This window comes from Pseudocitrobacter corydidari (assembly GCF_021172065.1).
In the GTDB taxonomy this organism is placed as follows: Bacteria; Pseudomonadota; Gammaproteobacteria; order Enterobacterales; family Enterobacteriaceae; genus Pseudocitrobacter; species Pseudocitrobacter corydidari.
On record NZ_CP087880.1, the window covers coordinates 3564292 to 3576188 of the forward strand.

General features: G+C 54.1%; 7 protein-coding genes, 1 tRNA gene and 2 rRNA genes. 2 read left to right on the forward strand and 8 right to left on the reverse strand.

Features of this window, described 5'->3' with window-relative positions; translation table 11 throughout:
- Positions 1-13 precede the first annotated feature (13 nt).
- The 3 genes from G163CM_RS16570 to G163CM_RS16580 all read right to left on the reverse strand — a co-directional run bounded on the left by G163CM_RS16570 (position 14) and on the right by G163CM_RS16580 (position 4815).
- A 23S ribosomal RNA gene (locus tag G163CM_RS16570) occupies positions 14-2920 on the reverse strand.
- Between the two features lie 192 nt (positions 2921-3112).
- Positions 3113-3188 (reverse strand) — tRNA-Glu (locus tag G163CM_RS16575).
- An 85-nt stretch (positions 3189-3273) separates the two neighbouring features.
- Positions 3274-4815, reverse strand: a 16S ribosomal RNA gene (locus G163CM_RS16580).
- Together the 16S and 23S rRNA genes with 1 tRNA gene alongside form the textbook arrangement of a ribosomal RNA operon.
- Positions 4816-5404: 589 nt before the next feature.
- On the opposite strand from G163CM_RS16580, the gene purH reads away from it, so the two are divergent.
- Both purH and purD read left to right on the forward strand, forming a co-directional pair.
- Positions 5405-6994, forward strand: a complete 1590-nt coding sequence (gene purH, locus G163CM_RS16585; RefSeq protein ID WP_231825676.1) for a bifunctional phosphoribosylaminoimidazolecarboxamide formyltransferase/IMP cyclohydrolase — start codon at positions 5405-5407, stop codon at positions 6992-6994.
- 11 nt (positions 6995-7005) lie between these two features.
- Positions 7006-8298 carry a phosphoribosylamine--glycine ligase gene (gene purD, locus G163CM_RS16590; RefSeq protein ID WP_231825677.1) on the forward strand — a complete coding sequence of 431 codons (1293 nt, stop codon included), beginning with the start codon at positions 7006-7008 and terminating at the stop codon, positions 8296-8298.
- A gap of 46 nt (positions 8299-8344) precedes the next feature.
- Here the strand turns inward: purD and G163CM_RS16595 are convergent, their stop codons facing one another.
- The 5 genes from G163CM_RS16595 to hemE all read right to left on the reverse strand — a co-directional run bounded on the left by G163CM_RS16595 (position 8345) and on the right by hemE (position 11887).
- Complete coding sequence (locus G163CM_RS16595; protein ID WP_231828389.1) at positions 8345-9037, reverse strand: DUF1481 domain-containing protein; 693 nt, start codon at positions 9035-9037, stop codon at positions 8345-8347.
- Positions 9038-9049: 12 nt separating this feature from the next.
- The gene (gene hupA, locus G163CM_RS16600) at positions 9050-9322 is read right to left on the reverse strand and encodes a nucleoid-associated protein HU-alpha (RefSeq protein ID WP_001044509.1); all 273 of its coding nucleotides are present in this window, start codon (positions 9320-9322) and stop codon (positions 9050-9052) included.
- Between the two features lie 186 nt (positions 9323-9508).
- Positions 9509-10099 (reverse strand): YjaG family protein, encoded by a 591-nt coding sequence (locus G163CM_RS16605; protein ID WP_015966373.1) that lies wholly within the window; start codon positions 10097-10099, stop codon positions 9509-9511.
- Between the two features lie 48 nt (positions 10100-10147).
- Positions 10148-10813: a deoxyribonuclease V gene (nfi, locus tag G163CM_RS16610; protein WP_231825678.1), complete on the reverse strand. Its 666-nt coding sequence runs from the start codon at positions 10811-10813 to the stop codon at positions 10148-10150.
- A 9-nt stretch (positions 10814-10822) separates the two neighbouring features.
- Positions 10823-11887 carry a uroporphyrinogen decarboxylase gene (hemE, locus tag G163CM_RS16615; RefSeq protein ID WP_231825679.1) on the reverse strand — a complete coding sequence of 355 codons (1065 nt, stop codon included), beginning with the start codon at positions 11885-11887 and terminating at the stop codon, positions 10823-10825.
- Positions 11888-11897 lie beyond the last annotated feature (10 nt).

An 11897-nucleotide genomic window follows, 5' to 3' on the forward strand; every position in this document is an offset into this window, starting at 1 on the left:
TCTTCGGCGTTGTAAGGTTAAGCCTCACGGTTCATTAGTACTGGTTAGCTCAATGCATCGCTGCACTTACACACCCAGCCTATCAACGTCGTAGTCTTCAACGTTCCTTCAGGACTCTCAGGGAGTCAGGGAGAACTCATCTCGGGGCAAGTTTCGTGCTTAGATGCTTTCAGCACTTATCTCTTCCGCATGTAGCTACCGGGCAATGCCATTGGCATGACAACCCGAACACCAGTGATGCGTCCACTCCGGTCCTCTCGTACTAGGAGCAGCCCCCCTCAATTCTCCAGCGCCCACGGCAGATAGGGACCGAACTGTCTCACGACGTTCTAAACCCAGCTCGCGTACCACTTTAAATGGCGAACAGCCATACCCTTGGGACCTACTTCAGCCCCAGGATGTGATGAGCCGACATCGAGGTGCCAAACACCGCCGTCGATATGAACTCTTGGGCGGTATCAGCCTGTTATCCCCGGAGTACCTTTTATCCGTTGAGCGATGGCCCTTCCATTCAGAACCACCGGATCACTATGACCTGCTTTCGCACCTGCTCGCGCCGTCACGCTCGCAGTCAAGCTAGCTTATGCCATTGCACTAACCTCCTGATGTCCGACCAGGATTAGCTAACCTTCGTGCTCCTCCGTTACTCTTTGGGAGGAGACCGCCCCAGTCAAACTACCCACCAGACACTGTCCGCAACCCGGATCACGGGTCTACGTTAGAACATCAAACATTAAAGGGTGGTATTTCAAGGTTGGCTCCATGCAGACTGGCGTCCACACTTCAAAGCCTCCCACCTATCCTACACATCAAGGCTCAATGTTCAGTGTCAAGCTATAGTAAAGGTTCACGGGGTCTTTCCGTCTTGCCGCGGGTACACTGCATCTTCACAGCGAGTTCAATTTCACTGAGTCTCGGGTGGAGACAGCCTGGCCATCATTACGCCATTCGTGCAGGTCGGAACTTACCCGACAAGGAATTTCGCTACCTTAGGACCGTTATAGTTACGGCCGCCGTTTACCGGGGCTTCGATCAAGAGCTTCGCGTTGCCGCTAACCCCATCAATTAACCTTCCGGCACCGGGCAGGCGTCACACCGTATACGTCCACTTTCGTGTTTGCACAGTGCTGTGTTTTTAATAAACAGTTGCAGCCAGCTGGTATCTTCGACTGATTTCAGCTCCATGAGTAAATCACTTCACCTACATATCAGCGTGCCTTCTCCCGAAGTTACGGCACCATTTTGCCTAGTTCCTTCACCCGAGTTCTCTCAAGCGCCTTGGTATTCTCTACCTGACCACCTGTGTCGGTTTGGGGTACGATTCAATGTTACCTATAGCTTAGAGGCTTTTCCTGGAAGCAGGGCATTTGTTACTTCAGCACCGTAGTGCCTCGTCATCACGTCTCAGTGTTAACAGAAGTCCGGATTTACCTAAACTTCCCACCTACACGCTTAAACCGGGACAACCGTCGCCCGGCCAACATAGCCTTCTCCGTCCCCCCTTCGCAGTAACACCAAGTACAGGAATATTAACCTGTTTCCCATCGACTACGCCTTTCGGCCTCGCCTTAGGGGTCGACTCACCCTGCCCCGATTAACGTTGGACAGGAACCCTTGGTCTTCCGGCGAGCGGGCTTTTCACCCGCTTTATCGTTACTTATGTCAGCATTCGCACTTCTGATACCTCCAGCATGCCTCACGACACACCTTCAACGGCTTACAGAACGCTCCCCTACCCAACAACACATAGTGTCGCTGCCGCAGCTTCGGTGCACAGTTTAGCCCCGTTACATCTTCCGCGCAGGCCGACTCGACCAGTGAGCTATTACGCTTTCTTTAAATGATGGCTGCTTCTAAGCCAACATCCTGGCTGTCTGAGCCTTCCCACATCGTTTCCCACTTAACTGTGACTTTGGGACCTTAGCTGGCGGTCTGGGTTGTTTCCCTCTTCACGACGGACGTTAGCACCCGCCGTGTGTCTCCCGTGATAACATTCTTCGGTATTCGTAGTTTGCATCGGGTTGGTAAGTCGGGATGACCCCCTAGCCGAAACAGTGCTCTACCCCCGAAGATGAATTCACGAGGCGCTACCTAAATAGCTTTCGGGGAGAACCAGCTATCTCCCGGTTTGATTGGCCTTTCACCCCCAGCCACAAGTCATCCGCTAATTTTTCAACATTAGTCGGTTCGGTCCTCCAGTTAGTGTTACCCAACCTTCAACCTGCCCATGGCTAGATCACCGGGTTTCGGGTCTATACCCTGCAACTTAACGCCCAGTTAAGACTCGGTTTCCCTTCGGCTCCCCTATTCGGTTAACCTTGCTACAGAATATAAGTCGCTGACCCATTATACAAAAGGTACGCAGTCACCTAACAAGTAGGCTCCCACTGCTTGTACGTACACGGTTTCAGGTTCTTTTTCACTCCCCTCGCCGGGGTTCTTTTCGCCTTTCCCTCACGGTACTGGTTCACTATCGGTCAGTCAGGAGTATTTAGCCTTGGAGGATGGTCCCCCCATATTCAGACAGGATACCACGTGTCCCGCCCTACTCTTCGAGTTCACAACATGTGCATTTTGGTGTACGGGACTTTCACCCTGTATCGTGCGACTTTCCAGACGCTTCCACTAACACACATGCTGATTCAGACTCTGGGCTGCTCCCCGTTCGCTCGCCGCTACTGGGGGAATCTCGGTTGATTTCTTTTCCTCGGGGTACTTAGATGTTTCAGTTCCCCCGGTTCGCTTCATTACGCTATGTATTCACGTAATGATAGTGTGACGAATCACACTGGGTTTCCCCATTCGGAAATCGCCGGTTATAACGGTTCATATCACCTTACCGACGCTTATCGCAGATTAGCACGTCCTTCATCGCCTCTGACTGCCAGGGCATCCACCGTGTACGCTTAGTCGCTTAACCTCACAACCCGAAGATGTTTCGTAAAACACCATCGTGTTGCGAAAATTTGAGAGACTCGAACACACTTAAATAGTGTGTCGTTTCAATTTTCAGCTTGATCCAGATTTTTAAAGAGCAAATATCTCAAACGTCACCCGAAGATGAGTTTTGAGATATGACGGTCGGCGACTTTCACTCACACATACCAGCAAGTGGCGTCCCCTAGGGGATTCGAACCCCTGTTACCGCCGTGAAAGGGCGGTGTCCTGGGCCTCTAGACGAAGGGGACACTGAAGTCTCAATCGCAAGACGCCTTGCTATTTACTTTTCATCAGACAATCTGTGTGGACACTTCAAGGAACGGTTCTTTAAGGTAAGGAGGTGATCCAACCGCAGGTTCCCCTACGGTTACCTTGTTACGACTTCACCCCAGTCATGAATCACAAAGTGGTAAGCGCCCTCCCGAAGGTTAAGCTACCTACTTCTTTTGCAACCCACTCCCATGGTGTGACGGGCGGTGTGTACAAGGCCCGGGAACGTATTCACCGTAGCATTCTGATCTACGATTACTAGCGATTCCGACTTCATGGAGTCGAGTTGCAGACTCCAATCCGGACTACGACATACTTTATGAGGTCCGCTTGCTCTCGCGAGGTCGCTTCTCTTTGTATATGCCATTGTAGCACGTGTGTAGCCCTACTCGTAAGGGCCATGATGACTTGACGTCATCCCCACCTTCCTCCAGTTTATCACTGGCAGTCTCCTTTGAGTTCCCGGCCTAACCGCTGGCAACAAAGGATAAGGGTTGCGCTCGTTGCGGGACTTAACCCAACATTTCACAACACGAGCTGACGACAGCCATGCAGCACCTGTCTCACGGTTCCCGAAGGCACCAAAGCATCTCTGCTAAGTTCCGTGGATGTCAAGAGTAGGTAAGGTTCTTCGCGTTGCATCGAATTAAACCACATGCTCCACCGCTTGTGCGGGCCCCCGTCAATTCATTTGAGTTTTAACCTTGCGGCCGTACTCCCCAGGCGGTCGACTTAACGCGTTAGCTCCGGAAGCCACGCCTCAAGGGCACAACCTCCAAGTCGACATCGTTTACAGCGTGGACTACCAGGGTATCTAATCCTGTTTGCTCCCCACGCTTTCGCACCTGAGCGTCAGTCTTCGTCCAGGGGGCCGCCTTCGCCACCGGTATTCCTCCAGATCTCTACGCATTTCACCGCTACACCTGGAATTCTACCCCCCTCTACGAGACTCAAGCTTGCCAGTTTCAAATGCAGTTCCCAGGTTGAGCCCGGGGATTTCACATCTGACTTAACAAACCGCCTGCGTGCGCTTTACGCCCAGTAATTCCGATTAACGCTTGCACCCTCCGTATTACCGCGGCTGCTGGCACGGAGTTAGCCGGTGCTTCTTCTGCGAGTAACGTCAATTGCTGTGGTTATTAACCACAACACCTTCCTCCTCGCTGAAAGTACTTTACAACCCGAAGGCCTTCTTCATACACGCGGCATGGCTGCATCAGGCTTGCGCCCATTGTGCAATATTCCCCACTGCTGCCTCCCGTAGGAGTCTGGACCGTGTCTCAGTTCCAGTGTGGCTGGTCATCCTCTCAGACCAGCTAGGGATCGTCGCCTAGGTGAGCCGTTACCCCACCTACTAGCTAATCCCATCTGGGCACATCCGATGGCAAGAGGCCCGAAGGTCCCCCTCTTTGGTCTTGCGACGTTATGCGGTATTAGCTACCGTTTCCAGTAGTTATCCCCCTCCATCAGGCAGTTTCCCAGACATTACTCACCCGTCCGCCACTCGTCAGCAAAGCAGCAAGCTGCTTCCTGTTACCGTTCGACTTGCATGTGTTAGGCCTGCCGCCAGCGTTCAATCTGAGCCATGATCAAACTCTTCAATTTAAGTTTGATGCTCGTGAATTAAACTTCGTAATGAATTACGTGTTCACTCAGAGACTTGGTATTCATTTATCGTCTTGCGACGTTAAGAATCCGTATCATTGAGTGCCCACACAGATTGTCTGATAAATTGTTAAAGAGCAGTTGCGACGCGCTTTAGCGAACTGTCGCGAGGTGGCGTATATTACGCTTTCCTCTTTCAGAGTCAACCCTGATTTTCAGGATTTTTCTCTTCAACCGAAGCGGCTGTTGCCGTGTCAGTGGGAGCGCATTATAGGGAGTTCTCGTGAGGCTGCAACCCTAAATATGCGGTAATTTTACCGACTGCTGAAATCCACAGCAAAACCCCATTTTATACCAACTTAACCACAGAGTTATCCACAACCTGGCAGATCTTTTCTCTCTATAAAGGGTATCGTGAGCGAATAATCCGGATAGCTCGAATGAAAAAGAAAAATTCGCGAGCGTTGCGCAAACGTTTTCGTTACAATGCCACCGCAAAACAAGGATGCCCCGTAAGGGGCGTTAGCTGAGTTTTTCGCGAAAAATTCAGCTAACGCTCTCTGTAATAGTCAAATCCAGGGGATTTACCATGCAACAACGTCGTCCAGTCCGCCGCGCTCTGCTCAGTGTTTCTGACAAAGCCGGTATCGTCGAATTCGCCCAGGCACTTTCCGCACGCGGTGTGGAGCTGCTGTCTACAGGGGGCACTGCCCGTCTGTTAGCAGAAAAAGGTCTGCCGGTAACCGAAGTTTCCGATTACACCGGTTTCCCGGAGATGATGGATGGACGCGTGAAGACCCTGCATCCGAAAGTACATGGTGGCATTCTGGGCCGTCGCGGCCAGGACGATGCCATTATGGAGCAGCACCACATCCAGCCTATCGATATGGTGGTTGTTAACCTGTATCCGTTCGCCCAGACCGTGGCCCGTGAAGGCTGCTCGCTGGAAGATGCGGTTGAAAACATCGATATCGGCGGCCCAACCATGGTGCGCTCCGCCGCCAAGAACCATAAAGATGTCGCAATCGTGGTGAAGAGCAGCGACTACGACGCCATTATTAAAGAGATGGATGCCAACGAAGGATCGCTGACGCTTGCAACCCGTTTCGACCTCGCCATCAAAGCCTTCGAACACACCGCCGCCTACGACAGCATGATTGCCAACTACTTCGGCACCATGGTTCCGGCTTACCACGGTGAAAGCAAAGAAGCCGCCGGTCGCTTCCCGCGTACGCTGAACCTGAACTTCATTAAGAAGCAGGATATGCGCTACGGCGAGAACAGCCACCAGCAGGCTGCCTTCTATATAGAAGAGAATGTGAAAGAAGCGTCCGTTGCCACCGCAACCCAGGTTCAGGGTAAGGCCCTCTCTTATAACAACATCGCCGATACCGATGCGGCGCTGGAGTGCGTGAAAGAGTTCGCCGAGCCGGCATGTGTGATTGTGAAGCACGCCAACCCTTGCGGCGTGGCTATCGGCAATTCCATTCTTGATGCTTACGATCGCGCGTACAAAACCGACCCAACCTCCGCATTCGGCGGCATTATTGCCTTTAACCGCGAGCTGGATGCGGAAACCGCGCAGGCCATCATTTCTCGTCAGTTTGTTGAAGTAATCATTGCGCCGTCCGCCAGCGAAGAAGCCCTGAAAATCACCGCCGCTAAGCAGAACGTTCGCGTTCTGACCTGCGGTCAGTGGGGCGAGCGCGTTCCGGGTCTTGATTTCAAACGCGTTAACGGCGGTCTGCTGGTTCAGGATCGCGATCTGGGGATGGTCGGTGCAGAAGAACTGCGCGTTGTCACCCAACGTCAGCCGAGCGAACAGGAACTGCGTGATGCGCTGTTCTGCTGGAAAGTGGCGAAGTTCGTGAAATCCAACGCTATCGTCTATGCCAAAAACAATATGACCATTGGGATTGGCGCGGGCCAGATGAGCCGCGTGTACTCCGCGAAAATCGCCGGTATTAAAGCCGCCGATGAAGGTCTGGAAGTGAAAGGTTCCTCGATGGCTTCTGACGCGTTCTTCCCGTTCCGCGACGGTATTGATGCCGCTGCCGCTGCGGGCGTGACCTGTGTAATCCAGCCTGGCGGTTCTATCCGTGATGACGAAGTGATTGCCGCTGCCGACGAGCACGGTATTGCGATGCTCTTCACCGACATGCGCCACTTCCGCCATTAATGGAGCGATAGATGAAAGTATTAGTGATTGGTAACGGCGGGCGCGAGCACGCGCTGGCCTGGAAAGCGGCCCAGTCGCCGCTGGTTGAGACTGTTTTTGTTGCTCCGGGTAATGCAGGCACTGCGCTGGAGCCTGCACTGCAAAACGTCGCTATCGGCGTGACCGATATCCCGGCGCTGTTGGATTTCGCACAAAACGAAAAGATTGATCTGACCATCGTCGGCCCGGAAGCGCCGCTGGTGAAAGGCGTGGTCGATACCTTCCGCGCCGCCGGGCTGAAAATCTTCGGCCCAACCGCAGGTGCGGCCCAACTGGAAGGCTCAAAAGCGTTTACCAAAGATTTCCTGGCCCGCCATAAGATCCCTACGGCGGAATACCAGAACTTCACCGAGGTAGAACCTGCGCTGGCGTATCTACGTGAGAAAGGCGCGCCAATCGTCATTAAAGCTGACGGTCTGGCAGCCGGGAAAGGCGTTATCGTGGCGATGACGCTGGAAGAAGCCGAAGCGGCTGTTCACGATATGCTGGCGGGCAACGCTTTCGGCGACGCGGGTCATCGCATCGTTATCGAAGAGTTCCTCGATGGCGAAGAAGCGAGCTTTATCGTGATGGTGGACGGCGAGCATGTGCTGCCGATGGCTACCAGCCAGGATCACAAACGCGTAGGCGATAAAGATACCGGACCAAACACCGGCGGGATGGGCGCTTACTCCCCCGCGCCGGTAGTAACCGATGAAGTTCATCAGCGCACCATGGAACGTATCATCTGGCCAACCGTGAAAGGCATGGCGGCGGAAGGCAACACCTACACCGGTTTTCTCTATGCGGGCCTGATGATCGACAAACAGGGCAATCCGAAGGTTATTGAATTTAACTGCCGCTTTGGCGATCCGGAAACCCAGCCAATCATGCTGCGTATGAAGTCCGATCTGGTTGAGCTCTGCCTGGCGGCCTGTGAAGGCAAACTGGACGAGAAAACGTCAGAGTGGGATGAACGCGCTTCTCTCGGCGTGGTGATGGCTGCGGGTGGATATCCGGGGGATTACCGCAAGGGTGATGTTATTCATGGCCTACCACTGGAAGAAGTCGAAGGCGGGAAAGTGTTCCAGGCGGGTACTACGCTTTCTGCGGATGAGCAGGTACTGACCAACGGCGGGCGCGTACTGTGCGTGACCGCATTGGGTCACACCGTGGCAGAAGCGCAGAAACGTGCCTACGCGCTGATGAGCGATATTCACTGGGATGGCAGTTTCAGCCGCTCGGATATCGGTTACCGAGCAATTGCGCGCGAGCAAGGCGAGTAATTACCCACACCCTCTCCCGCAAGGGAGAGGAACCTCTTCAGGTTCGCTAGAAGCTCTTTTCCACTGGCTGCCAGGTACAGTAGTCCTGGTTAGCCACCAGCAGCAGTTGTGTCCCTTCAGACGACTCCAGCCAGGCAATGCTCACCTCTACCGATGAACAACGCTGGCGATTCTCAACATGCGCCAGCGCGCGGCTATCGAGGTCAGGCTTCACCACCTCGCCTTCGCAGGTCGTTACGCTATGATCCGCATGCCAACGCCCCTGACGCAGCACCACGCGCCCCTGACGCAACGCGTCGCTGGTCTGGTGGATTTGCTCAGCACGGTAGCGATAAAGGGCCACCTGGTCGCTGGAGAGCTGCTGTTTCTGTCCGTCGACTTCCCGCTGCATGAAGCTCAGTTCACCGCGGCTGTCAAAACGGGCACGAATGTGTTCGGAAGGTTTGCTGTAGATATTCAGTTCAATCAGCGACAGCTGATCGCCCTGCCAGCGATATTCGCTGGTTGTAGTGGCCCCATTGTGCCACGGGCTGGAAACAGCCAGAAGATGGGTTTCTCCGCCGGAGTCTTTGCGCCAGATGCGTACAGCCCCCTGGTCGTCGGCATAGCCGCTGGCGGTAAATGGCGGCAACGCGCTGTTATGGCTACAGGCAGACAGCAACAGTACGCCACCCAACGCCGCCACGGAGCACCAGATAGACAAAAGGGGTGAGACCACCCCTTCGCTAAAACTGTTCACTGCCACGCGGTCTTACTTAACTGCGTCTTTCAGTGCTTTGCCAGAAACAAATGCCGGCACGTTAGCTGCGGCGATTTTGATTTCTTTACCGGTCTGCGGGTTGCGGCCAGTACGCTCAGCGCGGTGGTTCACTTTGAAGGTACCGAAACCAACCAGTTGTACAGCATCGCCTTCTTTCAGAGACTCAGTAATAGCAGCCAGAGTGGATTCCAGAGCAGCTTTAGCCTGGGTTTTGGACAGTTCTGCTTTGTCTGCAATTACATCAATCAGTTGAGTCTTGTTCATAAGTTATCCTTACAATGTGTTTATCGCTTGCTAAGCATCGAGTGCGACGAAAATGCCAGAAAAGCACTCTCCTGCATACACGCACCGATAGCCACTTTTTTTCGCCCCCCAAATGTAGACCAGACGGGGGGCGGAAGGGAAGCCTTCAGGCACGACAATTCAGGCGGTAAATCACGTTTTGTTGTCTCATTGCTTAAAATTTATACCAATATTGCTCTCGCCAGCCTCTTTGAGGTCTGCGCGCAGGCCTTTTATCAGTTCAACATCCCGTTCTTCGCTATCGGCTAAAACTCGGAAAATTTCCCACTGAATGTCCCATTCCTGTTCCACTGCCGGGTTCTCTTTAAGCTCTTCATCGGTCATTTCGCGACCAGCCTGAGTCATCTCCAGCATCGCGACGGTGGTAATAGAACTCTTACTCACTTCGATGGCGTGTTCCAGGGTTTCACCGCTCAAACGAGAATGCACCAGTTCGCTCAATGCGACGCAGGCATCGATCGCCGGATAAACGCCGTACATGTCGAAATCGTCCGCCGCCGGGATCGCTTCTTCCAGCTTTTCGAGCTGGCTGTCGAAATTCACTTTGGCATCTTTTACCGTCAGCGTTTCCCAGATGAGATCCAGAATACGACGATAAACGTGCGGGTCGCCAAACTCTGACTCTTTGCAGAACATGGCGTAGTTCGGATACATACGCTCGCACAGGCAGGCCATAAAGGTGACGTGCTGCCAGCTTTCCAGCTTCTCCAGACGCAGGTGAATCGGGTTTTGTAACATGATGAGTTCTCAAATGCGGAAATTAGCCGCAGTTTACCTGAATTGTGGTTATTTTGCTGTAAGGCGCATAAAGGCGGCGCGTTCAGAAGCGACGGCATCCGCCCAGCGTGTTGGCTCCGGCAGACGGTAGCCTTTCATACAGTGTTGCACCCATGAAAGCGCACTGTCAGTGCTCACGCGGTGCCCCGTCGCGATAAACAACGGATTACAGCGCGCTTTACTGCGCCAAACCCACGCCAGCTGTTCGCCTTTATCCATCAGCGGTGATAACGCGCCGGGTTCGCTATCGAGCGGCTCAAACGTGCCGCAGAGGCGCTTTTTCGCCACGCCGATCGTCGGGACGTCCACCAGCAAGCCAAAATGGCTGGCAACGCCAAGACGGCGTGGATGCGAGATACCGTGGCCGTCGACAAACACGAGATCCGGTTTTTGCGACAGCTTTTCCCACACCGCCAGCAGCGCCGGGTATTCACGAAATGACAGGAAGCCGGGAATGTAGGGCATGGTGGTCGCAATGCGCGCCACCTGATACTCCACCAGCTCAAGCGATGGATACTTCAACAGCACCATCGCCGCGCGCGTCACTTCACCGCCCTGCTCAAAACCCACGTCAGCCCCGGCGATCAGCTCCGGCGGATCCTTATCCAGGCGATCCTCACGGATCACCGAAGCAGCGAGTTCGATTTGTTGAGCGCGTAGCGACGCGAGATCCATAATCACTCCTTACTGATGATAAGGCGCAGAGAGGCGATGTACCGCCTCGACAAACGCCCCGGCATGTTCCGGCGGTACATCCTGATGGATGCCGTGACCGAGGTTGAAGACATGGCCTTCACCCTTGCCAAAGCCCGCCAGAATAGACGCCACTTCTTCCTCGATGCGCGCAGGCTGTGCGTAAAGCATAGATGGGTCCATATTGCCCTGCAGCGCCACTTTGTCGCCCACGCGGCGACGCGCATCGGCGATATCGGTGGTCCAGTCGAGACCCAACGCATCACAGCCGGTTTCCGCCATCGCTTCCAGCCACTGCCCGCCGCCTTTGGTGAACAGCGTCACCGGCACGCGGCGACCGTCGTTTTCACGCAGCAGGCCATCGACAATTTTGTGCATGTAATACAGAGAGAACTGCTGATAATCACGACCGGTGAGCACACCGCCCCAGGTGTCGAAAATCATCACCGACTGCGCGCCGGCTTTAATCTGCGCATTCAGATAGAGCGTGACGCTTTTCGCCAGTTTATCGAGCAACAGATGAAGCGTTTGTGGCTCGGCATACATCATCTTTTTAATAACGGTAAACGCTTTGCTGCTACCGCCTTCGACCATGTAGGTCGCCAGCGTCCACGGGCTGCCGGAGAAACCAATCAGCGGCACTTCGCCTTTCAGTTCGCGGCGGATTGTACGCACCGCGTTCATCACATAACCCAGTTCGCCTTCCGGGTCCGGAATCGGCAGCTTATCAACATCTGCTTTGCTGGCGATCGGCGAGGTAAAGCGTGGGCCTTCGCCCGCTTCAAAATAGAGCCCGAGGCCCATTGCATCCGGGATGGTCAGAATATCGGAGAACAGAATGGCCGCATCCAGCGGGTAACGGCGCAGCGGCTGAAGGGTGACTTCGCAAGCCAGCTCGGCGTTTTTGCACAGGGACATAAAATCCCCGGCCTGGGCACGGGTCGCTTTATATTCCGGTAAATAGCGGCCCGCCTGGCGCATCATCCAGACAGGGGTGACATCTACAGGCTGACGCAGCAGCGCACGCAGGTAACGATCGTTTTTCAGTTCGGTCATTTTTCCATTC

What these genes read in the sequence shown, in the direction of transcription:
- purH (WP_231825676.1), top strand. Translation starts at nt 5,405, where the DNA reads ATGCAACAACGTCGTCCAGTCCGCCGCGCTCTGCTCAGTGTTTCTGAC.
- purD (WP_231825677.1), top strand. Translation starts at nt 7,006, where the DNA reads ATGAAAGTATTAGTGATTGGTAACGGCGGGCGCGAGCACGCGCTGGCC.
- hupA (WP_001044509.1), bottom strand. Translation starts at nt 9,322, where the DNA reads ATGAACAAGACTCAACTGATTGATGTAATTGCAGACAAAGCAGAACTG.
- G163CM_RS16605 (WP_015966373.1), bottom strand. Translation starts at nt 10,099, where the DNA reads ATGTTACAAAACCCGATTCACCTGCGTCTGGAGAAGCTGGAAAGCTGG.
- nfi (WP_231825678.1), bottom strand. Translation starts at nt 10,813, where the DNA reads ATGGATCTCGCGTCGCTACGCGCTCAACAAATCGAACTCGCTGCTTCG.
- hemE (WP_231825679.1), bottom strand. Translation starts at nt 11,887, where the DNA reads ATGACCGAACTGAAAAACGATCGTTACCTGCGTGCGCTGCTGCGTCAG.